Source organism: Pseudomonas putida (genome assembly GCF_003228315.1).
Taxonomy (GTDB): Bacteria; Pseudomonadota; Gammaproteobacteria; order Pseudomonadales; family Pseudomonadaceae; genus Aquipseudomonas; species Aquipseudomonas putida_S.
In genome coordinates, this window is sequence record NZ_CP029693.1 from 6,428,089 (window position 1) to 6,451,439 (window position 23,351).

At 61.1% G+C, this 23,351-nt stretch carries 17 protein-coding genes; 11 read left to right on the forward strand and 6 right to left on the reverse strand.

All coding sequences use genetic code 11. The features are described from left to right. Positions 1-35 precede the first annotated feature (35 nt). Positions 36-1,382 carry a hypothetical protein gene (locus DKY63_RS30225; protein ID WP_110967477.1) on the reverse strand — a complete coding sequence of 449 codons (1,347 nt, stop codon included), beginning with the start codon at positions 1,380-1,382 and terminating at the stop codon, positions 36-38. A gap of 323 nt (positions 1,383-1,705) precedes the next feature. On the opposite strand from DKY63_RS30225, the gene DKY63_RS30230 reads away from it, so the two are divergent. The 5 genes from DKY63_RS30230 to DKY63_RS30250 all read left to right on the forward strand — a co-directional run bounded on the left by DKY63_RS30230 (position 1,706) and on the right by DKY63_RS30250 (position 10,420). After that, positions 1,706-3,154, forward strand: a complete 1,449-nt coding sequence (locus DKY63_RS30230; protein WP_110967478.1) for a sensor histidine kinase — start codon at positions 1,706-1,708, stop codon at positions 3,152-3,154. 312 nt (positions 3,155-3,466) lie between these two features. After that, a complete protein-coding gene (locus DKY63_RS30235; RefSeq protein ID WP_110967479.1) occupies positions 3,467-6,268 on the forward strand; it encodes a multicopper oxidase domain-containing protein in 2,802 nt (933 codons plus the stop codon). A 17-nt stretch (positions 6,269-6,285) separates the two neighbouring features. Then, the gene (locus DKY63_RS30240) at positions 6,286-7,425 is read left to right on the forward strand and encodes an SCO family protein (RefSeq protein WP_239499347.1); all 1,140 of its coding nucleotides are present in this window, start codon (positions 6,286-6,288) and stop codon (positions 7,423-7,425) included. A 102-nt stretch (positions 7,426-7,527) separates the two neighbouring features. Beyond that, the gene (locus DKY63_RS30245; protein ID WP_110967481.1) at positions 7,528-9,021 is read left to right on the forward strand and encodes a sensor histidine kinase; all 1,494 of its coding nucleotides are present in this window, start codon (positions 7,528-7,530) and stop codon (positions 9,019-9,021) included. Continuing rightward, complete coding sequence (locus tag DKY63_RS30250) at positions 8,990-10,420, forward strand: sigma-54-dependent transcriptional regulator (protein ID WP_110967482.1); 1,431 nt, start codon at positions 8,990-8,992, stop codon at positions 10,418-10,420. Before DKY63_RS30245 ends, DKY63_RS30250 begins: the two co-directional genes overlap by 32 nt. Before the next feature lie 99 nt (positions 10,421-10,519). Here DKY63_RS30250 and DKY63_RS30255 read toward each other — a convergent pair whose 3' ends face one another. Continuing rightward, entirely contained in the window at positions 10,520-10,906 is a 387-nt protein-coding gene (locus tag DKY63_RS30255) for a hypothetical protein (protein ID WP_110967483.1), read from the reverse strand. A 265-nt stretch (positions 10,907-11,171) separates the two neighbouring features. Between DKY63_RS30255 and DKY63_RS30260 the strand changes: the two genes are divergently transcribed. Beyond that, complete coding sequence (locus DKY63_RS30260; protein ID WP_110967484.1) at positions 11,172-11,975, forward strand: class I SAM-dependent methyltransferase; 804 nt, start codon at positions 11,172-11,174, stop codon at positions 11,973-11,975. Positions 11,976-12,141: 166 nt separating this feature from the next. Here the strand turns inward: DKY63_RS30260 and DKY63_RS30265 are convergent, their stop codons facing one another. Beyond that, positions 12,142-12,927, reverse strand: coding sequence for a ChbG/HpnK family deacetylase (locus DKY63_RS30265; RefSeq protein ID WP_110967485.1), 786 nt, complete (start codon positions 12,925-12,927; stop codon positions 12,142-12,144). Between the two features lie 210 nt (positions 12,928-13,137). Here DKY63_RS30265 and DKY63_RS30270 point away from each other — a divergent pair, with 210 nt between their 5' ends. The 5 genes from DKY63_RS30270 (at position 13,138) to DKY63_RS30290 (ending at position 19,231) form a co-directional block, all read left to right on the forward strand. Next, positions 13,138-13,806 carry an ABC transporter ATP-binding protein gene (locus DKY63_RS30270; RefSeq protein ID WP_110967486.1) on the forward strand — a complete coding sequence of 223 codons (669 nt, stop codon included), beginning with the start codon at positions 13,138-13,140 and terminating at the stop codon, positions 13,804-13,806. A 1-nt stretch (position 13,807) separates the two neighbouring features. Further along, positions 13,808-16,279 (forward strand): ABC transporter permease, encoded by a 2,472-nt coding sequence (locus DKY63_RS30275; protein ID WP_110967487.1) that lies wholly within the window; start codon positions 13,808-13,810, stop codon positions 16,277-16,279. Continuing rightward, the gene (locus tag DKY63_RS30280) at positions 16,269-17,342 is read left to right on the forward strand and encodes a lipocalin-like domain-containing protein (RefSeq protein ID WP_110967488.1); all 1,074 of its coding nucleotides are present in this window, start codon (positions 16,269-16,271) and stop codon (positions 17,340-17,342) included. Before DKY63_RS30275 ends, DKY63_RS30280 begins: the two co-directional genes overlap by 11 nt. Before the next feature lie 324 nt (positions 17,343-17,666). After that, entirely contained in the window at positions 17,667-17,909 is a 243-nt protein-coding gene (locus tag DKY63_RS30285) for a hypothetical protein (RefSeq protein WP_110967489.1), read from the forward strand. Positions 17,910-18,553: 644 nt separating this feature from the next. Further along, positions 18,554-19,231 carry a type 1 glutamine amidotransferase domain-containing protein gene (locus DKY63_RS30290; protein WP_110967490.1) on the forward strand — a complete coding sequence of 226 codons (678 nt, stop codon included), beginning with the start codon at positions 18,554-18,556 and terminating at the stop codon, positions 19,229-19,231. A 120-nt stretch (positions 19,232-19,351) separates the two neighbouring features. Here the strand turns inward: DKY63_RS30290 and hglS are convergent, their stop codons facing one another. The 3 genes from hglS to DKY63_RS30305 form a co-directional block, all read right to left on the reverse strand. Next, the gene (hglS, locus tag DKY63_RS30295; RefSeq protein ID WP_110967491.1) at positions 19,352-20,731 is read right to left on the reverse strand and encodes a 2-oxoadipate dioxygenase/decarboxylase HglS; all 1,380 of its coding nucleotides are present in this window, start codon (positions 20,729-20,731) and stop codon (positions 19,352-19,354) included. Between the two features lie 111 nt (positions 20,732-20,842). Beyond that, positions 20,843-21,799 (reverse strand): alpha/beta fold hydrolase, encoded by a 957-nt coding sequence (locus DKY63_RS30300; protein ID WP_110967492.1) that lies wholly within the window; start codon positions 21,797-21,799, stop codon positions 20,843-20,845. Positions 21,800-21,821: 22 nt separating this feature from the next. Further along, positions 21,822-23,273 carry a flavin-containing monooxygenase gene (locus DKY63_RS30305; protein WP_110967493.1) on the reverse strand — a complete coding sequence of 484 codons (1,452 nt, stop codon included), beginning with the start codon at positions 23,271-23,273 and terminating at the stop codon, positions 21,822-21,824. Positions 23,274-23,351: the final 78 nt, after the last annotated feature.

Genomic DNA, 23,351 nt, shown 5'->3' on the forward strand with positions numbered 1-23,351 from the left:
GATGCCTCCTGATGCGGATCTGGGCATGAGCGCGTTCATTGCACGATGACCACTTCTTCGATATCGGTGCCGCCGTTGGACGACGTCACCTTGACCTTGGCCGGTGGAATCGGCGAGATACCCGTAATGATCTGTTTATCTACGCCGCTGCCGCTGAGGGCGCCGATGACGGCACCGGTGTCTGTGGTGGCGGTGAGCACAGGAGGCGAGGATTCATCGCTGGAGGAGGCCACGATGGTGATTTGCCCGCTTGACGAGTTGTACTCGGCGGTTGAGATCGTCACCTGGTCGGTCAATGTCATGGGCAGGGTGGTCGGCGAACTGGTAGGAATGGCCAGGTGGTTGTCGGCGGTCACCTGCAGGGTGCTTGGCAGCGCCGGGTTGTTGGCGGACTGCGCGTACCAGTGGCCGGTGGTGTCAGCCTCTGATAGCTTCAGCGGCGGACTGTTGCTGTCCAGGTTCACGGTGGCCGGTGGTGGCGGGGCCATGACGAACACGTCTTGCTGGGCAACCGGGGCGCCGTTGACGTCCTTGCGTGCGTAAGTGCTGCGCTCGGCAATGATTGGAGTGGGGCGTGCCACCGTCGACAACTTGCCGGAAATCGCCATGACCGTCGTGCGCAGATCAATGCCGCCCGGGCCTTCGATGCGGATGTAGTTGGTGTTGAACGGGCTGCCGGTGAAGGCCTCGTCGAGGTTCGGATCGCCGACGAATTGTTCGACCTGTCCATTGACCGGATTGGTCTCGGTGTAGGGACCGTTGACGCTGCGCAGGAACGGACCGACGTCACCCTTGAGTGCGCCGTTGTAGGTTTTCGGCGAGCCGATCCCGATGTCCCGGGTCATGTTGATCGCCTTGCGCCCCGGGGTGGTCACGTCGAACACATCGACACCGTAGGGGTGGGTGATGACGTAGGTGCCAGCGGTGGGGACGTCGACCCGGATACGGATCCGGGCGAAGCTGATCTGATCACCCTCCTTGGGGTCGCCTCCGCTGAAGGCCGCTTCGAGGGCGCTGGTATAGGTCAGATCGATGCCCCGAGCGGCGTCGGTGATGGCGCCGTCGCCGGTGAACCAGAACGCTTCATCGGGAAAGTTGCCCGGGAAAACGATGGGCTGGGTGTCATCGAAAATGCCGGGATTCGGGTTCAAAAGGCACATGTAGGCAGGTGCGCCTGGTGCGCCGGCAACCCTGGAACTGACAGCCTTGGACAGGCACAAATCAACAGTCCTTCCATGGGTGTCCTGATACCAGGAGGCGAAGCTGCCGAGCTCGGGCGCATAAGGGCCGGGGTCTACAGCAAACAAGGCAGCCTGGGCAACGCCCTGGGCCAGAGCGGTCACCGCCAGTGCAATCGCGGTCTTGGACAGTAAAGGGTGCATGAGTATTCCCTCTATCAGAGTGCCTGCCCCTTGAAATGGGTCAGTTGGCAAGGATTCGGCAACTCCCATGCCAATTGGCGAAAACAATCATGAGAAGCCCGGCACACAGGCGTTGAGCGAATAATTGGGAAAGATTCCCTAATTCGAGAACGGGCCTTTTTCCCCAGGATTGGGGGTAGATGGGGGCAACAGGATGGGGTGGGGAAAAAGTGGGGGGGATTGGGGGCAGTGGGGGGAAAATGACCCGCAGTCGGGCAAACTGCCATCGGTGGGCTATAAACCTATAGGGGCATTCGGGGCCGTAATCGGGGGATGGCGCATTTATGACCACGCTGGCCAAGGCACTTCAATCCGACAAGGGCGATATCCGCTTGAGCACACGCAAACAACCGTTCAATCTGCTGCGCTGGTTTTCCCTGATCAGCATGGCGGTGATCGGTACCGTGGCGGTGGCATTGGGGTCGGTGTCGACCAAGTTCGTGATTACCGAAAGCGTTCAGCGCGATGCGTTGCTGACCTCACAGTTCATTCAGGCGATCGCCTCGGCCGAGCTGCGTCACGTGGCGGTACCCAACGTGCGGACCATGGGCGAGCTGCTCGATCCGCGCAAGGACCGGGACTACACCGATGTCGACCCGATGGCCCGGGCCAATGCCCGTGGCGAATTTCTCGACCACATCGAACACTTGCCGGACGTGATCCTCGCCAACATTTATGCTCCCGATCGCATGGTGATCTGGTCCACCAATCCGGCGTTGATGGGCACCACGATTCATGCCGACGAAGACCTCGACAAGGCCTTCGCCAACCGCACGCCGGTGTCGGCCAGCTACCACGATGTCGACAAGTCGCGCATGGAGCAGAAGTTCATCACGCCGCCGGAATACATCTTCATCGAAAACTACATTCCGCTGTTCGACGCCGAGGGCAAGAACGTCACGGCGATGGTCGAGATCTACAAGGAGCCCAAGGACCTGATCAACCGCATGGAGCGCGGGCTGGTGCTGATCTGGGTGGCCACGGCCCTGGGCGGCGCGCTGATTTATTTCGGGCTGTACTGGATCGTGCGGCGCGCGGCGATCCTGCTGGCGACCCAGCAGAAACAACTGATCACCAACGAAACTTTCGTCGCCCTGGGCGAGATGTCATCGGCGGTGGCCCACAGCTTGCGCAATCCGCTGGCGACCATCCGCTCGAGTGCCGAACTGGCCCTGGAGTTCGACGGCGGCGCGGCGCACAAGAACATTCAGGACATCATCGGCCAGGTCGACCGCATGTCGAAGTGGGTACGCGAGTTGCTGCAATCGTTGCGTCCGCTCAATGACGAGCCCGAAGCGGTAAACCTGGTGGCTTCGTTGTACGACAGCCTCATGGCTTTCGAGCATCAGATCACCAAGGGCCAAATCAAGGTGGTGTTCGAGCCCAAAGAGACGCCCATGGTGCTGAGCCAGCAAGTGCAACTGACGCAGATCCTCAACAGCTTGCTTTCCAATGCGCTGGAGGCCATGGACGACGGCGGCATGCTGACCATCGCCATGTCACCGGCCGATGCCCAGGGCGTGGTGGTCGTGGTCAGCGACACCGGCAAGGGCATGAGCGAAGAGCAGCGCAAAATGGCCTTCCGGCCGTTTTTCACCACCAAGCAGGGCGGGCTCGGGGTTGGGCTGGTCCTGGTCAAACGCATCATGGAGCGCTTTGGCGGCTCCGTGACCCTCGACAGCCGTGAAGGCGAGGGCACTTCGGTCCGTCTGTCGTTCAAGCTGGTTCCCTGAATACATTCCCCCTGTAGGAGCAAAGCTTGCTCGCGATGGCGGTGTTCCAGACAGACCTTGATCGACTGGCCTGCCGCTATCGCGAGCAAGCTTTGCTCCTACAGGACGGCGTGCTCACTGCCCAGAAATTGGGGATGAACTTTCCCCGCTAGCGGGTGTCATTCCCCAGTCGCTTTCCCCAAGTCATGGCAGTTTGATGTTGATAAGCCATTGTTTTCCAAGCTTTCGCAAGTTTGTAAAAATTAGTTACAAATTTGGCGAGGGATTTGCAAAACCCCCATTACCCCCTTCACACATACGAGGCGGTTGGTAATGGACAGAAAAGCGCGGTACCCCTTCAAGTGGTTTTTGACGCCTTTGAGCGTCGTCCTATCAATGACAATAAGCACAGGGATGCTGCGCGCTGCCCCCATAGACGATGAGCGACAGCCGGAGCCAACGGACCCTTCGGCCTACTATGACGAACCGGCCGATGAGCCAGCCGCGTTGAATGCCATCCTGAGCATGCCCAAGGCCAACGAAGAGGCCTTCGATTTGCCGGATGGCGTCAAGGGCACCCGCAATACCGAACGTGTGGAAAACCAGCTGCCACCTGCGCAGCAAACCAGCTTCAACTACCCCACCAATGGCAAGCCCAGCCCGTTGTTCGGGGCCCAGCCATTTACCCAGCAAATGATGCTGTTCGAAGAGTTCGGGCCGGAAAAACTCGACCCCACCACGCCGGCGGCGCAGTTGCCGTTTCCACCGCCGGGGATCGGTCCGTTGCCGGCCCAGGACCCCACCAGCGCCGCGCGTAGCGCACCGCCAAGCCTGGCGCTGGATAACTTCCTGCGGCAACCGGGGCTGACACCGTTCCCCACCCAGTACTCCAACTCGGTGGACCGCAACCCGTGGCAAGCGCAGATCGAGCAATACCTCAACCGTCATATCGGCTCGTCCGCCGAGGGTCGTCCACCAGGAAAGGGCTGGTCGCACCAGCGCTGGAATGAGTTTTACCCGCAGAACGCCTACAAGACCGTGCAGACCGGCATCCGCACCAACGGCGGCTTGCGTGACGATAAACAAATGCACCACTACGCCGTGGGTGAGTTCGGCCCTGGCGGCCTGTATCACAACGTCGCCGGCATCCCGGCAACGGACGGCACCTCCAAGGGCGTCGAACCGCGCCTGCACCCGTTGATGCCGGTGCAGAACCACAATTCGGTGTGGACCTTCGACGGCACCCTGCCGCCGAAACTGCTGATGGTGCGTTATGGCCAACCGCTGATAATGCGCCACTACAACGGCTTGCCGATCGACCCTTCAGCCAACATGGGCTTTGGCCTGCACACCATCACCACCCACGAGCACAACGGCCACGCGCCAGCGGAAAGCGACGGTTATGCCAACGCCTTCTTCTTCCCTGGCCAGTACTACGACTATCGCTGGCCGGTGCAGCTCGCCGGTTACGACAGCATCAACACCAAGGCTGAAGATCCGCGCGCGGCGTTCCCTTGCTCGCCGGGCGAAACCCTGTGGACCAACGACATGAGCCCGGGCCTGAAGACGTGCGATCACGGCACGATCAAGATCCGTGGCGACTGGCGCGAGACCATGAGCACCCACTGGTTCCACGACCATATGCTCGATTTCACCGCGCAGAACGTCTACAAGGGCAACGCGGCGATGATGAACTACTACAGCGCCCTGGACCGTGGCAACGAGTCGGTCAATGACGGCGTCAACCTGCGTTTCCCCAGCGGCAGTGCCTTGCCATGGGGTAACCGCGACTACGACGTCAACCTGCTGTTCGCCGACAAGGCCTGGGATCAGAACGGTCAGCTGTGGTTCAACCCGTTCAACACCGACGGCTTCCTCGGTGACCAGGTGGTGGTCAACTGGGGCTGGAAACCAACCCTGGACGTGCGTGCCCGCAGTTATCGGTTCCGCATGCTCAACGGTTCGGTATCGCGTTACTACAAGTTCGCCCTGGTACGGGAAATCAAGGGCACCAGCGGTGAGTTCCAGGGACCCAAAGGCTCAGGCGTGTCCTATGCCCGGGTACCGTTCCACATGATCGCCAACGACGGCAACATCATGGAACACAGCGTGCCATTCGACGGCACCATGGACCTGGACGGCGACGGTGATTTGCAGAATCACAACGCCATCCTGCCGACCCAGGGCATCGCCGAGCGCTTTGACATCGTCGTCAACTTCGCCAAGAACGGCATCAAGCCGGGGGACAAGATCTTCTTCGTCAACCTGCTGGCCCATGACGACGGCAAAGGCCCGAAAGAAGCCATCCCGCTGGCAGACGTGCTGTCGGAGAAATACCTGGCGGTGATCAAGCAGACCAGCAAGGGACCGCAGTGGGACAGGGGCGATCCGGCGGTGGGCAAGGTGTTGCAACTCAACGTCAAGGCCTACACCGGTCAGGACCTGTCCATGGACCCTTCGAAGTACGAACCGGCCAAACCCGGCAAGGCTGAAGGCCTGGTGATGATTCCGCTGAAGATTCACCGTGACAACCCTGCCGACAAGGCGCTGCTGGCCAACGCCCGTCACCGGTCCTTCATCTTCGGTCGTTCCGACGGCACCGATGAAGCACCGTGGACAGTCAAGAGCGATGGCGGTTTCGGTTTCAACATGGATCCTCGTCGCCTGAGCGCGGCCACCCAGTTGAAAACCGGTCCTACCGATGCTGGCACCACCGGCTTCGGCACCCTGGAAGTGTGGAAAATCCAGCTGGGCGGCAAGGGCTGGAGCCATCCGGTACACGTGCACTTCGAGGAAGGGATCATTCTCAGCCGTGGCGGCAAGGCACCACCTGAATGGGAAAAATGGGCGCGTAAGGACGTGTACCGCATCGGTTCGGAAAACGATGGTCTGGACAACGTCGAAATGGCAATCAACTTCCGCGAGTTTGCCGGGACTTACATGGAGCACTGTCACAACACCCAGCATGAGGACAACTCGATGCTGCTGCGTTGGGATATCGAGCATCCCGGTCAGTTCCAGTTGATGCCGACACCGCTGCCAAGCTGGGATGGCGTGCGCTACGTGAACTCTGCCGCACTGCCAACCTTCCGCACTGGCGACGGCAGTGGCCCGACAGTGACGGTCAAACAATGAAACGGGAGGGTGTCGACATGAAGTTGCATACACCACGCACACGCGCCTTGGGCATGCACCTGATACTGGTATTGGTGACCGGCTTGCTGGCCAGCCAACTGCTGGTCGCCAAGCAGGCGCCGTCGGCACCCGCCCCCACATCCACCGAGGCAATCGCAACCGCAACCAAACCGGCGGAACAACCCGCCGCTACCGAATCCGCCACCCCGTGGGGTGGCGACTATTTCCCCAACACCTTGCTGACCGATCAGAACGGTCGGCAGGTGCATTTTTTCGATGACCTGATCAAGGGCAAGGTGGTGGTGATCAACTTCATCTTCACCTCCTGCAGCGATTCCTGCCCGCTGGAAACCGCGCGTCTGCGCCAGGTGCAGAAACTGCTCGGCGACCGGGTCGGCAAGGACGTCTTTTTCTACTCCATCAGCATCGACCCCCTGAGCGATACCCCCGAGGTGCTCAAGGCCTATTCGCAACGCTTCCAGGTCGGGCCGGGCTGGCTGTTCCTCACCGGGGAGTTCGCCGATGTCACCGAGCTGCGCAAAAAGCTCGGGCTGTTCATCGAAGGCGTCGACAACGGCCGCAGCAAGGACCACAACCTGAGCCTGATCGTGGGCAATCAGGAAACCGGTCGCTGGATGAAAGCCTCGCCGTTCGAAAACCCGTGGATCCTGGCCGATCAACTGGCCAACACCTTGCAGAACTGGAAGCAACCGAGCATTGAACAAAGCTATGCCAATGCACCGGAAATTCGCCCGCCGAGCAATGGCGAAGAACTGTTCCGCACCCGCTGCGCCTCGTGCCACAGCCTCGGCCCAATGGACGGCCAGGGCATCGGTTTGCGCAGCATCGGCCCGGACCTGATCGGCGTGACCCTGCAACGTGAGCCGGCGTGGCTCAATCGCTGGATTCGCGAGCCGGACCGCATGCTGGCGGAGAAGGACCCGATCGCGATGGAGCTGTTTGATCGCTTCAACAAGATTCCGATGCCCAACCTGCGCATGGATGAGAAGTCCGCGCAGTCGATCATCGAGTTTTTGCAGGAGGAAACCGATCGCCAGCATCCGAAAGCGCCATTGACCGCCGAAAACGAGGAACCCGAACACCATCACGCCATTGCAGCGCCCGGTGGTCAGCAAATGCCGGCACAGATGCAATAGTGGCTAATTACTTGCATTGCGACACCCGTGACGGCTAATGCCACCTACACTGATGCGAGACACGGCTGAAAGGGCTTGTTGAGCTGCGACCAGGACAGTCCCATGCAGATACTCGAAGAACAAAAATTACCTGCGCCGACTACCCCGGCCACGCAAACCCGGGATTGGCGCCCGCCATTCAACCTGGTGCGCTGGTTCTCTCTGGCGAGTTTTTTCATCATCGCCGCCGTGGCGTTGGGGCTGGGCTACATTTCCACGCGTTTCGTGGTGGAGGAGAGCATCGAGCGCGATTCGATGCTGACCGCGCAATTCATCCAGGCCATCGGCGATGCCGAAATTCGCCACGCCTCGATTACCCCGACCCGGACCATGGGCGAGATGCTCGATCCACGGCTGGACAACAGCTACCCCGATGTCGAACCCGGCGCCCGTGCCAACGCGCGCGTCGAGTTTCTCGATCATGTGGAGCACCTGCCGGACCTGCTGTTGGCCAACGTCTATGCCCTCGACCGCACGGTGGTCTGGTCGACCAACCCCGAGCTGATCGGCATGCGCATCGACGATGACGATGAACTGGACGAGTCGTTCGAAATGAAGGAGCCGGTGTCCACCAGCTACCACGAAATCGATGAGGAACGCCCCGAGCAACGCCTGATGCGTGAGCCGCAGTACCTGTTCATCGAAAACTACATCCCGATGTTCAACGCCGACAGAAGCAAAGTGATCGCCATGGTGGAGATCTACAAGGAACCGACGGACCTTGTGGAACGCATCCAGCGCGGGTTCAAGGCGATCTGGCTGGCGACCCTGCTGGGCGGCGCGGCGATTTACCTGGGACTGTTCTGGATCGTGCGGCGCGCCGCGATGCTCTTGCAGAGCCAGCAAAAACAACTGGTGGCCAACGAGACCTTCGTCGCCTTGGGCGAGATGTCCTCGGCGGTCGCCCACAGCTTGCGCAATCCGCTGGCCAATATCCGTACCAGCGCCGAGCTGGCCCAGGAAATCGCCAGCCACGGCGCGCAGAAAAACATTGGCGACATCATCAGCCAGGTCGACCGCATGTCGCGCTGGGTACGCGAATTGCTTGTGTCATTGCGACCGGTCAATGACGACTTCGATGAGGTGGATCTGGTGCTGACCATCGATGACACCCTGGGCGCCTTCGAAGCGCTGATCAAGCGCTCGAATGTGGAAGTGCGTTTCACTCCAAAAAGCGTCCCACCGGTCGTCAGCCAACAGGTGCTGTTGACGCAAATTCTCAATAGCCTGTTTGCCAATGCCCTGGAAGCGATGCCGACCGGGGGCGTGTTGAGTATCGAGATTGAAACACCGGCGCCAGACCGGGTGAGCATGATTCTCACCGACACCGGCAAGGGCATGACCAAACAGCAGCAGCAAATGGTCTTCAAGCCATTCTTCACCACCAAACAGGGAGGGCTGGGCGTAGGCCTGGCCCTGGTCAAACGAATAATGGAGCGTTTCGATGGCTCGGTGCAGCTGACCAGCCAGGAGCGGGAAGGAACTCGCGTTTGTTTGAACTTTAAAGTGGCAACGGGAGGGGAATATGGAACACAGCATACTGCTGGTCGAGGATGATGAACTCCTGGCCGAGAATATTCAGACTTACCTTGAGCGCAAGGACTTCGAGGTGACGGTCTGCCACTCGGCTGAAAATGCACTGGAGCAATTGAAGACTTTCGTTCCCGATGTGGTGCTGACCGACAACTCGTTGCCGGGCATGAGTGGTCACGACCTGATTCAGAAGCTGCGCATCAGCGCGCCGGATCTGAAGGTGATCATGATGACCGGCTACGGCAACGTCGAGGATGCTGTAGTGGCGATGAAAGAGGGGGCATTCCACTACGTGACCAAACCGGTGGCGCTACCGGAACTCAAGGTGCTGCTGGACAAGGCGCTGGCCACCGACCGGATGGAGCGCACGTTGTCGTTTTATCAGGAGCGCGAAGCGCAGAAGGCCGGGGTCCAGGCGTTGATCGGCGAATCGGCGCCGATGGTTTACTTGAAGAGCACCATCACCCAGCTGCTCGATGCCGAGCGGCGGATGGCCAACACCGATCTGCCTCCCGTGCTGGTCGAAGGCGAGACCGGGACCGGCAAGGAACTAGTGGCCCGCGCGCTGCATTTCGACGGTCCGCGCGCCAAGGGTCCATTTATAGAATTCAACTGCGCTTCGATTCCGGCCAACCTGGTGGAAGCGGAGCTGTTCGGTCACGAGAAGGGCGCCTTTACCGACGCCAAGGACCGTCGCCTGGGCCTGGTGGAAGCGGCCGATGGCGGAACGCTGTTTCTCGACGAAGTGGGCGAGATGGACCTGATCCTGCAAGCCAAGCTGCTCAAGCTGCTGGAGGATCGGAGCATTCGCCGGGTCGGTTCGGTCAAGGAGCGCAAGGTCGACTTGCGGGTGATCAGCGCCACCAACTGCAACCTCGAACAGATGGTTCAGCAGGGCAAGTTCCGTCGCGACCTGTTCTTCCGTCTGCGCATCATTTCGATCAAGGTGCCGCGCCTGTATGCCCGCGGTGAAGACATCCTGTTGCTGGCCCGGCATTTCCTCGCGGCCCATGGCAAGCGCTATGGCAAACCCCACCTGCGCTTCAGCGAGCAGGCCGAAGAGTTGCTGCTCAACTACAGCTGGCCGGGCAACGTGCGCGAGTTGCGCAACATGCTCGAACAGACAGTGTTGCTGGCGCAGAACGACGTCATCGCCGCCCACCAGCTTAATGTGTGCATGAGCCTGGTGGATGAACCGCCCATGTTCCAGCACGAGGTGCCCGCTGCAGAGCCGCGCTCGGCGTACAACGACACCGAGTCGATGAACCTGCCGGAGGTCGAGCGCGACATGGTGCGCAAGATGCTCGACAAGACCGACTGGAACGTCACCAAGTCGGCGCGGCTGCTGGGCCTGAGCCGCGACATGCTGCGCTACCGGATCGAGAAACTCGGGCTTGCACGGCCGGACAAGCGGCAGTGGTAGATATGTAGGAGCAAAGCTTGCTCGCGATAGCGGTTCGTCAGGCGCCATGATTACTGACAGGACTGACGCCATCGCGAGCAAGCTTTGCTCCCACAGAGCCTACAACGTCGGGATCTGTTGTCCTCGCAGGCAAGACAGCGTGCACTCGGGGTTCTCCACCTCCTGGTTCACGTAGACACCGCGCTCCTCGTCGTAGGTGCGAATGAATACGCGTACGGTGGCATCGGCCACCGTGGGCAACTGGGAGTCGGAAAACACATGTTCGCTCGACACCGGGGTGAAGGTCTGGGGCGACGTCGGGATATACGCCCCCGGCGGTATGGTGCTCAGCGAGGGCGGAGCGGGGTGGGCGAAGGGCTGATCGGCCCCGTAATAGTTGAATTCACTGCTCGATTGCTCGGTTTGCATCAGGCTGTCGTCAGCCTGTACCCAGGTGGCGGCGGTCAGGCAAAGGGCAAGCATCAGCGTCTGTTCGATTTTTTTCATGGCAGCACCTGCGGCATCTTGTTTGGCGTATTTCCCCAAGGCTATTAACTATAGCGTGCCTCCTCATTGCCCGATTTTTGACTGGCGATGCCTGCGGCCCCTGTGTAGGAGCGAGCCTGCTCGCGATGGTCGTCAACGATAACGCTGGCCGCCTGACACCCCGCGGTGTCCTTGCGTCCATCGCGAGCAGGCTCGCTCCTACAGGAGCCGCAGGCGTCGCCAATTGCTACAGTGGTGAGTCAAACATTCGATAGGACGCGCGCAAATGGAACTGCCGACAAAACAACAAGCCATCGCCAGTAATCGCGATGCCTGGAACGACTCCGCTCGCCACCACAAGGACAACCCGGATTGGCAGGTGCTGCTGAGCGCCGTGGCCCATGAGGATTTTTCCTGTCTGGATGACACCCTGACCGGACTACTGACCGAAGTGGGTGTCGACGGCAAGGAGATGGTGCAACTGGGCTGCAACAATGGCCGTGAAAGTCTCTCCCTGTTTGCCTTGGGCGCGCGAGATGTAGTGGGCGTCGATCAGTCGGTGGCCTTTCTCGACCAGGCCCGGGAACTGGCATCACGCTCACCCCACCGGCCCGAATTCATCGAGGCCGATATTCATCATTTGCCGTCCACGTTGCAGGGCCGTTTTGACCTGGCGTTGATCACCATCGGCGTTTTGGGCTGGATGCCGGACATCGGTGAATTCTTTCGCCATGTGGCGCAAGTCCTGAAGCCGGGCGGGACGCTGGTGGTGTACGAAACCCACCCGTTCCTGGAAATGTTCGACCCCGAAGCCGCCGATCCCTATGCCCTGGCCAGCTCCTACTTCCGTCGCGAGCCTTTTGTGCAGACCGAGCCGATCGTCTATGAAGGCAAAGTCCGACAACAGGCTGCACCGTCGTACTGGTATGTCCACAACTTGGGTGACCTGTTTGGCAGCGCCATCGCGGCGGGGCTGAACATCCGCCATTTCAAGGAGTATCCGCACTCCAACCGTGAAGAACTGTACGACCGCTATGAACGGCGAGAGGCGCAATTGCCGATGTGTTTTACCCTGGTGGCGCAGCGCTGAGGAAAGTGCGGGCAATCCCGCTCCCACAGGTTGGTCAGTGTCGAACACGGATTCCGTGTACGCAGTAGAACTCCTGTAGGAGCGAGCCTGCTCGCGATAGCGGTATTGAATTCAACATCGTGGGCGGCTGAACGGACGCTATCGCGAGCAGGCTCGCTCCTACAGTTCAGTGTTGTTCCACGAACGTCTCCGCGCGGCCAACAGCGCTATAGGGAACCCTCGGCACACCCGGCAATCGTTGTTCCAGCAGCGCACTCAAGGACTCGCCCTGATCCAGGCCGGCATCGCCGAAATCGGCGCCGAGCTGGCTGGGGTGGGCGACGATTTCCAGCAGGCCTTCGCTGGGTGGTTCGGCGTTGCGCAGATCCTGCGGCGTGCAGACGTAGTCGGCCGTGGCACCGGCCAGTCGGTTCAAGCGATGATTGAGCAACTGCTTGTACAGGCGTTTGCGCAGGCTCTGGTTCTGCCCCAGGTTGCGCGCCAGTCGCACGGGCACCCCCTGGCGGGCGGCGAAGCGCGCGACGATCTCGCCGACGGGCCAGATGTTGTGCACCTGCTGATGGGAATCCAGATGGCTGGGACGCACGCCGTGATCCACAAAATGCTGCCACTGGGCCTCGAGTTCTTCCTGTACCGCGAGGCGATCCTGATGACCGAGCCAGAGACGGCTGCGGCGCAGGTTGAAGTCGAACACGCCGCTGTGATCGCAGAAGCTCTGACGGGTGAGGATGCGCCGGCTCAGCGGGCGGCCGTAGGTGAGGTTGAAATGCAGGCCGATGCGTCCTTCGAGCAATGGATGCTGCGCCAGGGAGCAGGCGGCAGTGAAGGCCGGCGTGTTGGCCATGGCGGTGGCGGAACTGATGATCCCGGCCTGGAAGGCGCCCAGAATCACCGCGTTTTCACAGGCACTCAGGCCAAAATCGTCAGCGTTGACTATGACTTGCTGTGGCATGTTCGCCCTCCATGAGAATGTCGATGGGTGCGGCAACCTCAGGCATCGGACTGAGCCGATCGCGCTCCATCCACAGTAGTTCCTCATGGGAAAAAACCCAGTGCTTCCCACCCGTTTTGACACAGGTTCAGGCACGTCCGGAGCCGGCAACGGACAAAAACCGGTCTGGGCCGCTATTCTTGGCCCACGCTCGTCGAACAGGTTTTTTTCATGCTTGAAGTCCGGGATGTCTTCAAAAGCTACGCCACCCCGCAAGGCCCGCTGCCGGTGCTGCAAGGTGTCGACTTGAGCCTGAAACCCGGCAGCAGCCTGGCGCTGATGGGCGAGTCGGGCAGTGGCAAGAGCACCTTGCTGCACCTGATTGCCGGGCTGGACAAGGTGGATCGCGGCAGCATCCGCAGCGGCGACCATCGGCTGGAGCAGATGAGCGAAGGGCAGCTGGCGAACTGGCGGCGCACGGAAATCGGCCTGGTGTTCCAGCAGTTCAACCTCATTGGCAGCTTGCGTGTGGAGGACAATCTGGCGTTTCAGGCCAGGCTTGCGGGGCGCCATGACCCGCGCTGGCAGGCACATCTGGTGCAGCGCCTGGGGTTGGCGGATGTGCTGCGGCGTTACCCGGAACAACTCTCCGGTGGCCAGCAGCAAAGGGTGGCACTGGGGCGGGCGCTGGCCTCGCAACCGAAACTGCTGTTGGCCGACGAGCCCACCGGCAGCCTCGATGAAGCCACCAGCGCGGAGGTGCTCAAACTGCTTCTGGAACTGCTCGATGACAGCCCGACTACCTTGTTGATGGTCACCCACAGCCCCGGTGTCGCCGCGCGACTGGCGGAAAAAGTGGTGCTGCACGGCGGTCGCCTGGCCGCTGTGGACGGGCGCTGAGATGCACATTTTCCGCCAGACCCTCTTGGCGTTGCTGAGCCACTGGCGGCAACACCCGGTGCAGTTTTTCAGTGTTCTGACCGGGCTGTGGCTGGCCACCAGCCTGCTGATCGGCGTACAGGCGCTGAACAGTCAGGCGCGGGACAGCTATGCCAGAGCCAGCCAGTTGATCGGCGGCGAACCCCAGGCCAGTCTCAGCGCGCCCGCCAGCGCGACCTTCCCCCAACAATGGTTTGTCGACCTGCGACGCGCCGGTTGGCCGGTGTCGCCGGTGCTGCAAGGGCGCCTGACGCTAAAGGGGCACGAGGACCAGCGTCTGCAACTGATGGGCATCGAACCGGTGTCGCTGCCGGCGGGCGGTGCGGTGGCCGGGCAGACGATGGCCATCGAGCAGGTCGTCGACTTCTTCACCCCACCTGGCAGCACCTGGATTTCCCCGCAGACCCTGCAGGCGCTGGGACTGAAAGTAGGAGACCGCCCGCAAGCGCTCAACGGCCAGGCATTGCCACCCTTGAAGGCGCAGACGGATATGGCCCCCGGCGTGTTGCTGGTCGACATCGGCTTTGCCCAGCAAGTCCTCGATTTGCCGGGCCAGATCTCGCGTTTGCTGCTGCCCAGGGATTTCACGGCGACCTTGCCCGAAGCGCTGAGCGATCAACTGCAGTACAAGAGCAGCGGCGAAGAAAACAATCTGGCGCGCCTGACCGAAAGCTTTCACCTGAACCTCGACGCGCTGGGATTCCTGTCGTTCGTGGTGGGGCTGTTCATTGTGCACGCCGCCATCGGGCTGGCGCTGGAACAGCGTCGCGGCCTGCTGCGAACCTTGCGTGCCTGTGGGGTCAGCGCGCGAATGTTGATTGGCTGCCTGGCGGTCGAGTTGGCCGCTCTGGCCTTGATCGGTGGTGTGGCGGGCGTGGTCAGCGGCTACCTGCTGGCCAGCGTGCTGCTGCCGGATGTCGCCGCCAGCCTGCGTGGCTTGTACGGCGCCGAAGTGGCGGGGCAGTTGACCCTGAGCCCGCTGTGGTGGCTGGGTGGCGTCGGCCTGGGCCTGCTCGGCGCCTTGCTCGCCGGGGCCAACAGTCTGTGGCGCGCGGCGCGCTTGCCATTGCTGGCCCTGGCCGATCCGCAGGCCTGGCACCAGGCTCACGCGCGCTGGTTGCGACGCCAGGCCTGGGTGGCGGCGCTGGTGCTGGCGATCGCAGTGCTGGCGCTGTTGCGCGGTGACAGCCTGGCCAGCGGTTTCGTGCTGATGGCTGCGTTGTTGCTGGGTGCGGCCCTGGCGTTGCCGGTGGTACTCAATGCCGTGCTCGACGGCTTGCCGGGGCGCAGTCGTTCGGTGCTGGGCCAGTGGTTCGTCGCCGATTGCCGTCAGCAACTGCCGGCCCTGAGCCTGGCATTGATGGCGCTGCTGCTGGCACTGGCGGCGAACATCGGTGCCGGCAGCATGACCGCCGGTTTTCGCGAAACCTTCAGCAACTGGCTGGAACAACGGCTGACCGCCGAGCTCTACCTCAACCCGCAAAACCCGGCCCAGGCCCGGGAGCTGTACACATGGCTCAAGCAGCAGCCGCAGCCCACGGCTGTGTTGCCCAACTGGCAGGTGTCGATTCAGGTGCAAGGCTGGCCGACGGACATCTTCGGCGTGATCGATCACCCGACTTACCGGCAGCACTGGCCGCTGCTCGAAGCCTTGGGCGATGCACCCTGGGAACGCCTGGCCACCGACGACGCCATGATGCTCAGCGAACAACTGGCCCGGCGCCTGCGCGTGCAACTGGGCGATCACCTGACGATTGCCACGCCCAATGGCCCGTGGTCGCCGCGCATCGTCGGGATCTATGCCGACTACGGCAATCCCAAGGGCCACATGCTGGTCAACGTCAATCACTTGCTGCGCGGCTGGCCGCAACTGGCGCCCAACCGTTTCAACCTGCGGATCGAGCCGGCATTGATCAGCCCATTCGTCAGCGCGTTGCAGGCACGCTTCGCCCTGGAGGACAGTCGCATCGTCGATCAGGCGCGGCTCAAGGGCTGGTCCACGCAAGTGTTCGAACGCACCTTCGCCGCCACCGCTGCACTCAACAGCCTGACGCTCTGCGTGGCCGGTGTGGCGTTGTTCATCAGTCTGCTGACGCAAAGCCAGAGTCGGCTGGGGCAACTGGCGCCGCTGTGGGCGCTGGGGGTGACGCGCCGGCAACTGATGCTGCTCAATCTGGGGCAGACCTGGTTGCTGGCGCTGTTGACGCTGGTGCTGGCGCTGCCTTTGGGCATCGCCCTGGCCTGGTGCCTGGATGCGGTGATCAATGTCCAGGCCTTCGGCTGGCGTCTGCCACTGCGGGTATTTCCCCTGCAACTGCTGCAGTTGATGGGGCTGGCAGTGATAGCGACCTTGCTGGCCTCGGCCTGGCCGCTGTACGCCTTGTATCGCACGCAACCGGCGGACCTTTTGAGGACGTTTGCCCATGAGGATTAAGTTCGCGGTATTGCTGGCGGCGCTGCTCGTGAGCGGCTGCGATCAACCGCCGACCGAGGAAAAAGGCTTCGCGGGGCTGGGCAATCAGGCGGCTGCCTTCACTCCCGTGGTACCCGGTCGGGCGTTCAGCTTCCCGGCGGATCACGGACCCCATGACGGCTTTCGCATCGAGTGGTGGTACGTCACCGCCAACCTCAAGGACGAGCAGGGCAACGAATTTGGCGCGCAATGGACGCTGTTTCGCAGCGCCCTGAAAGCCACACCCGAGGTGACGGGCTGGGAGAACCAGGCACTCTGGCTCGGTCATGCGGCGGTCACCTCTGCGACGGTCCACCACGCCGCTGAACGTTATGCCCGTGGTGGCGTGGGGCAGGCCGGGGTGAGCCTGACACCGTTCAATGCGTGGATCGATGATTGGCGTTTCTCCAGCCAGTCGAGCGACGCCGACCCGCTGGCGGACCTGCAACTCACTGCCCGGGACAAGACGTTCAGCTACCAACTGCGGCTGACGGCCAATCGTCCGTTGGTGCTGCAAGGGGAGCAGGGCTTCAGCCAGAAATCGGAACAGGGCCAGGCGTCGTATTACTACAGTCAGCCGTTTTTTCAGGCCAGTGGCACGCTGGAGATCGACGGCAAGCGCTATCAGGTTAGCGGCCCGGCGTGGCTCGACCGTGAATGGAGCAGTCAGCCGCTGACCGCCAACCAGACCGGTTGGGACTGGTTTTCCCTGCACCTGGACAGCGGCGAGCAGGTGATGCTCTACCGCATGCGGCAAAAGGACGGAGCGCCTTACCTCACCGGGACCTGGATCGACGCCGAGGGCCGGACGCAGTTGCTGCACGGTACCGACATACAACTGATCCCGCAGGACACCGCCCGGGTCGCCGGGCGCTCGATGCCGGTACGCTGGGCTATCCGGATTCCCGACAAACAGTTCGACATCGTCATCGACGCCCTCAACCCCAACGCCTGGATGGATTTGCGCATTCCCTACTGGGAAGGCCCCGTGCGCCTGAGCGGAAGCCAGGGCGGGCAGGGCTACCTGGAAATGACCGGCTATTAACCTTGTATTCCACTGTAGGAGCGAGCCTGCTCGCGATGGTCGTTAACGATGGCGCTGGATGCCTGACACTACGCGGTGTCTTTGCGTTCATCGCGAGCATGCTCGCTCCTACAGGTACTTACTGTGTAGGAGCGAGCCCTGCTCGCGATGGTCGTTAACGATGACGCGGGATGCCTGACACTACGCGGTGTTCTTGCTTTCATCGCGAGCATGCTCGCTCCTACAGGGAATGGAGGATTTGAGAGAAAGAATCAAATGCAATCGTGTTGAACTCTGGTGGCATTCTGGCCCTCTACTGGAGGAATTCTTCCATCGGAGCCCGCCATGCGTGAAGACCTCACTCCACCCGACCTCAACACATGGCAGCGCGTGTTCGAAGATGAGGCTTACTGGCAACAGTCACCCGACGCCTACTTCATTGAACTGCTGCGCCTGGCCGATGATCTGCTGGGGCTGGGCGCCATTGACCTCGAGCAGTGGCAGGACCTGAATGCCAGGGCAGAGCAATCCCACAAGGACTCGCCGGCCATCAACGTGGCGTGGGCAGTTGACGATCCGCACGCCTGAGTAGCCTCAACATCGTGAATATTGTCGACCCTTTGACAGTTTTCGGTAACAGCGGAAGTTGGGCGTGAAAAGGTGATTTTTGTACAACTTGTTGTATAGGAATATTCACCTTTATGAACTGGCTGGTGAGTTCTAATTATCAGGACTGGATCATTACAAAGCCGGTAATTGTTAAAATGTGTATCTACAAATTTCGCATTTAAGTCGCGGACTTCTGCCGCGAGTTCCATTAAAATACGCCCCGTTCGCCCAGTGTCACGGCTCTTTACCAGTGCATGGAATGCCGAGGCCATTGCACTGGGCGGACACCATCGTGGAGCTCGCCGTGAACTTCCAGCGACTCCAGATAAAAAGGGTGATCATTTTGATCACCCTTTTTTATTGCTCATCTATTGCGTGGAAGTGACGCGCGGGAAAATTGTCCGACAATAATCGGCTAGTTGTTTTACGCCTTCTGTTGGCACCGCAAGTTCCCGTTTTCACGACAATCGGCATGGAAAACAACGCGACAAAAAGCGGCTTTAGGCGCACCGTGTTCAATCGCCTTGCAGGCCGAACAAACAGTCCCGCACGACGGTCACATGCCAGGCTCAACGCGCAACGCCTTGCGCATTCCCGCAATCCCGAGATGGAGTGAAGACGAGATGAAAATCCTGATGGTTCTGACGTCCCACGATCAACTGGGTAATACCGGCAAGAAAACCGGTTTCTGGCTGGAAGAATTCGCAGCACCCTATTTCGCCTTCAAGGATGCCGGCGTGCAGTTGACCCTGGCCTCGCCCAAGGGCGGCCAGCCACCGCTGGACCCGAAAAGCGACGAGCCCGATTTCCAGACCGAGGCGACCGAGCGGTATCGCAAGGATCCCGCTGCCCAGGCGGCCTTGGCCTCGACCGTCCTGCTCAGTTCCGTGAATGCCGGTGACTACAACGCAGTCTTCTATCCCGGCGGGCATGGCCCGCTCTGGGATCTGGCCGAAGACAAGCACTCGATCGCCCTGATCGAGGCGTTCTACAACGCCGGTAAGCCGGTTGCGACCGTGTGCCATGCCCCCGGGGTGTTGCGCCATGCCAAGGACGCGAACGGCCAGCCGCTGGTCAAGGGCAAGAAGGTCACGGGATTTACCAACAGCGAAGAAGACGCGGTGCAACTGACGAATGTCGTGCCGTTTCTGGTGGAAGATGAACTCAAGGCCAAGGGCGGGATATTTTCCAAGGGGCCGGATTGGGCCAGCTATGTGCTGACGGATGGTCTGCTGATCACCGGGCAGAATCCGGCGTCGTCACAGGCGGGGGCTGAGGCGTTGCTGGCAAAACTGAAATAACCCAAAACCTGTAGGAGCGAGCCTGCTCGCGATGGACGCATGGACAACGCGTTCATTCAGAAAGGGCGCGTTATCGTTGACGTCCATCGCGAGCAGGCTCGCTCCTACAGTAGTTCGGTGTCAGTTCGCCAACGCCGCAAAACACTGCTCGATCGAGCGTCGCTGCGTCTCGGCATACAACCCCAACTCATCAATCGTCTTGCGCCCCAGCGCCTTTTCAAACGCCTGCTGGTTGGAGTGCACGCCGTAATGAGTTTGCGCGGCATCGCCCAGGTTCGACTGAAAAATCCCCGCGGCGCTGACCGGCAGGAAATCTTCGTACACCAGGGGTTCCACCCGCAGGTAGCCACCACTGACCAACTCTTCAAGCGGCAAGGTTTTAAGCTCGGCCGCCGCCAGGCCTTTTTCCGTCACGAAGTAGCGGAAGTACGCCAGTTCCTCACGACGCATGCCGTCGTAGGTGTCGGGAAACTCGCTGAAGTGTTGGGCCATCAAGGTGTTGTAGCGCTCGGCATTGGCTTCGTTGGGGAAGTCCTTGAGTTCGTCCCGGGCGGCATTGAGCAGGCGGTCATACAGCGCCCGACCCTTGGGAGTGAGGGCAGCGCCGCGTTGCTCGATCTCGCCGAAACGGGCGCTGTGGCTGCCCTGGGTGTCGGCTTGATCGGTGAAGGCCACCGGTTCGTCGAGGGCCTTGAAACTGGTCTGGCGCAGCAGGATCGGGCACTGGCGGCGGGGCGGGCCTTCGATCACGGCTTTTGGCGTGATGCCGTGCACCGGCATCTGCGCCTGGACGATATCGATGTCCAGGGTGCGCGGCGTCAGGTGATTGATGTGCGGGCCCTTGAACGCCACTACATCAGCGATCAGGCGGTGCTGGGCGCTGAGTTGGCGGTACTGTTCGGCGGTCACCGTAGCGCTGTGATGCCAGCGGAAGGTTTCCAGCGCCTGTTCAACGAATTCCTGCGCCTCCTGTTCGGTGAGGCCGCCCTGGGATTCGGCGCGGTCGATGAGGGTCAGTGCGGCTGGGGTGAAGATCGAACGCTTGTCCAGCATCGATTGGGCAAACGCCCGCAGTTCCAGGTCTTCGATCAGTTCCAGGCGCAGCAGCGAGGTGAATACGCGAAACGGGCTGACCTGCAACGAGGCTTCGTGCACCGCGCGAAACGCCGTGGAGTGCACCGGCACCCCGGCCGGCGTCAGGTCGTAATAACCCACCGGTTGCATGCCCATGACCGCGAACAGGCGGGCGAGGGTGGCCAACTCGGCTGCGGTGCCGACGCGGATCGCGCCATGGCGTTCCAGGTCCAGGCGTTCGATCTCGCCGGTGCTGTTCAACTGGTTCGCCACTTGCGGGTCGTTTTCGAGCACGTGGCGGTTGGTCTGTTCCACCAGCTCCATCAGCGCGCCGTACAGCGGCACTTCTTCGCGGTACATGTCGGACATCGCCTTGGAGAAGCGTTGACGGATCAGGTCGGGGCTGACGAAGTTAGGGAGAGTCATGAACAGGGTTCCTGGCGCGGTGACGTGAAGGATGGGAGAAAAGATCGCAGCCTTCAGCGCCGCCGACAAACGAAGTTTCTGACGAACTTCATTCTGCAAAGGACTGCATCCTCAATGCAGCCGTTGATCCTGAGGGCTTTCCGAGCGCAGGGATGCCAAAAACTCCCGATACAGGCGCGCCGAACCCGCAGGCGCCTCGACCATCGGCATGTGGCCGATGCCTTCCCAGATCTCCACCCGCAAATCGAGGATGCCCTTGCTCCAGACGGCCACGCTGCTGACATCGATCAGGCGATCCTTGCGCCCCCACAGCAACAGCGCCGGGGCATTGATGGCCGGCAGTTCCGGTTCCATCGGCGGGCTGGCGCGGAATTCGCGGAAGATTTCCTCCAGTTCATCGCGCGACTGTTCATAACGATGGGCAAAGGCGTCCAGCACCACGCGCGGCATCCACGGTGGATCGGCCATGGTCATGGCATAGAAGTGCCTGAACTCTTCCCTTGATTCGATCAGGAAAGGGTTGTGCCCCTTGGCCAGGTGGCGCTCCAGATCGCTGGGCTCGGGCGAGGTCACACCCGCCGGGTCGAACAGGGCAACCGAGGCAATGCGTTCCGGGTAATGCGCTGCCAGCCAGGCCGCGATCCAGCCGCCCATGGAGTTGCCGATCACATGGACCTTCTCGACCCCGCAGACATCCAGCAACTGGATCATGCGTTTGGCCTGCAACGGGATGTCATAGCCACCACCGGCCTTGAAGCCGGTTTCGCCATGGCCGGCGATGTCGGGGATGATCACCCGGTAATTGCCGACAAAGTGCCGGGCGAAGCGCAGCCAGATATTTTTATCGGCGCTGAAGCCATGCAGCATCAGCACATTGCTCGATGCTTCGTACGGCCCGCCCTGCCAGGTCGAGACGGTCATTTCGTTGATGGGCACGACAATCTTGTGCAGCTTGTACAACTTGGCTTCGGCCGCCACGCTCAAGTCGTAAAGCCAATACCCGACCGCCGGGTAGCTCAGCCAGCTCCAGGCCGCAAACACCGCGATAGCGACTACCAGTAAAAGCATCAGTCGTCTTCCTTCTGACGGATCAGGACAATATGTGGTCGGCGGGTTTCAGGGCTCGGGTCAATCGATGAAAGCTGAAACTGAACCCCGGAAACATCGCCACCACATGACCGCTCTTGCTTTGATACCAACTGTGGCAGCCTCCGGACTTCCACACCGTGCGTTCCATTTCTCTATGGATCATTTCAGTGTAGGTACGTTCTGCCTCGGGGCGCACTTCGATGCTGCGCAAACCTTGTGTTTTTAACGTGCGAATGCAGTCCAGGATGTAGTTCATCTGCGACTCGATGATGAACAGCGCGGATGTATGGCCGATGCCGGTGTTGGGGCCGGTGACGATAAACAGGTTGGGAAAGTCCGGCAGGCTGGTGCCGAGGTACGCCCGGGGATACTCGGCCCAGACATTGCGCAATTGCGTGCCGTTTCTGCCGGTGACCGGGTAGGAAATCACCCCGTCGGTGGCGTCGTAGCCGGTGGACCAGACGATCAGGTCCACATCGATGTGCTGACCGTCCTGCATGACGATGCCGGTTTCGTCGATCGCCTTGATGCCTTGTTCGCGGCTGTGCAACGTCACGTTGCCCCGCGCCAGCGCCGGGTACAGCGTGCTGGAGAGAATGACCCGCTTGCAGCCGATGGTGTAGTCCGGTGTCAGTTTTCGCCGCAGTTCGGCGTCGGGTACCTGACGTTTGATGAAACGCAAAGCCTGATGCTGGACCATGCGCACTGCCGGTTTCGAGTATTTGAAGGCGATCACCCGGGTTTCGAATTGCCAGTAGATCATCCAGCGCAGCAGCTTGTAGGCCGGCTTGAGCCCCAGCAGCCAGCGCTGCAAGCGCCCGAACGTGCGGTCGGCCCGGGGCAATACCCAATGGGGCGTGCGCTGGAACACATGCAGGTGCCCAACGTCCGGGGCAATCGCCGGAATCACCTGGGCCGCACTGGCACCGCTGCCGACGATCGCCACGCGTTTTTGCCGGTAATCGAAGGTGTGGTCCCAGTGATTGGTGTGAAAGGTCTTGCCCTTGAAGCGCTCCATGCCGGGAAAGTGTGGCACCACCGGTTGACTCAGGGGCCCGGTGGCGTTGATCAGGAACTGTGCATGAAAGGTGCCTTTGGCGGTGTGGACCGCCCAGCGCCGCTCGACCTCGTCCCATTCCACCTGCTCGACATTGGCCTGCAACTCCACCCGCTCACGCAGGCCGAAACGCTCCACCACATGGCGGGTGTAGCGATGCAGTTCGGCCTGTTCGGCGAACATCTGCGTCCAGCGGTACGGGGCGAAAGACAGCGAGTAAAGCGGCGAGGGCACATCGACCGCCGCCCCCGGATAGGTGTTCTGGCACCAGGTGCCGCCGAAAAAGTCCCGCCGCTCCAGCATGCGGAAGTCGGTGATGCCCGCCTTGAGCAGATTCACCGCGGCACATTGGCCGCCAAAACCGCTGCCGATGATCAATACGTGGAAGGTCTGCATGGGCTTCCTGAAGGTGATGGGTTGGACCCTTGTCCTTCATGTATAGCCAAATTGCGGGCGGGGGGCGTTCAAGCTTTT

Excerpts from the sequence above, each read along its gene's own strand:
- DKY63_RS30225 (WP_110967477.1), bottom strand. The coding sequence starts at position 1,382 with ATGCACCCTTTACTGTCCAAGACCGCGATTGCACTGGCGGTGACCGCT.
- DKY63_RS30230 (WP_110967478.1), top strand. The coding sequence starts at position 1,706 with ATGACCACGCTGGCCAAGGCACTTCAATCCGACAAGGGCGATATCCGC.
- DKY63_RS30235 (WP_110967479.1), top strand. The coding sequence starts at position 3,467 with ATGGACAGAAAAGCGCGGTACCCCTTCAAGTGGTTTTTGACGCCTTTG.
- DKY63_RS30240 (WP_239499347.1), top strand. The coding sequence starts at position 6,286 with ATGAAGTTGCATACACCACGCACACGCGCCTTGGGCATGCACCTGATA.
- DKY63_RS30245 (WP_110967481.1), top strand. The coding sequence starts at position 7,528 with ATGCAGATACTCGAAGAACAAAAATTACCTGCGCCGACTACCCCGGCC.
- DKY63_RS30250 (WP_110967482.1), top strand. The coding sequence starts at position 8,990 with ATGGAACACAGCATACTGCTGGTCGAGGATGATGAACTCCTGGCCGAG.
- DKY63_RS30255 (WP_110967483.1), bottom strand. The coding sequence starts at position 10,906 with ATGAAAAAAATCGAACAGACGCTGATGCTTGCCCTTTGCCTGACCGCC.
- DKY63_RS30260 (WP_110967484.1), top strand. The coding sequence starts at position 11,172 with ATGGAACTGCCGACAAAACAACAAGCCATCGCCAGTAATCGCGATGCC.
- DKY63_RS30265 (WP_110967485.1), bottom strand. The coding sequence starts at position 12,927 with ATGCCACAGCAAGTCATAGTCAACGCTGACGATTTTGGCCTGAGTGCC.
- DKY63_RS30270 (WP_110967486.1), top strand. The coding sequence starts at position 13,138 with ATGCTTGAAGTCCGGGATGTCTTCAAAAGCTACGCCACCCCGCAAGGC.
- DKY63_RS30275 (WP_110967487.1), top strand. The coding sequence starts at position 13,808 with ATGCACATTTTCCGCCAGACCCTCTTGGCGTTGCTGAGCCACTGGCGG.
- DKY63_RS30280 (WP_110967488.1), top strand. The coding sequence starts at position 16,269 with ATGAGGATTAAGTTCGCGGTATTGCTGGCGGCGCTGCTCGTGAGCGGC.
- DKY63_RS30285 (WP_110967489.1), top strand. The coding sequence starts at position 17,667 with ATGCGTGAAGACCTCACTCCACCCGACCTCAACACATGGCAGCGCGTG.
- DKY63_RS30290 (WP_110967490.1), top strand. The coding sequence starts at position 18,554 with ATGAAAATCCTGATGGTTCTGACGTCCCACGATCAACTGGGTAATACC.
- hglS (WP_110967491.1), bottom strand. The coding sequence starts at position 20,731 with ATGACTCTCCCTAACTTCGTCAGCCCCGACCTGATCCGTCAACGCTTC.
- DKY63_RS30300 (WP_110967492.1), bottom strand. The coding sequence starts at position 21,799 with ATGCTTTTACTGGTAGTCGCTATCGCGGTGTTTGCGGCCTGGAGCTGG.
- DKY63_RS30305 (WP_110967493.1), bottom strand. The coding sequence starts at position 23,273 with ATGCAGACCTTCCACGTATTGATCATCGGCAGCGGTTTTGGCGGCCAA.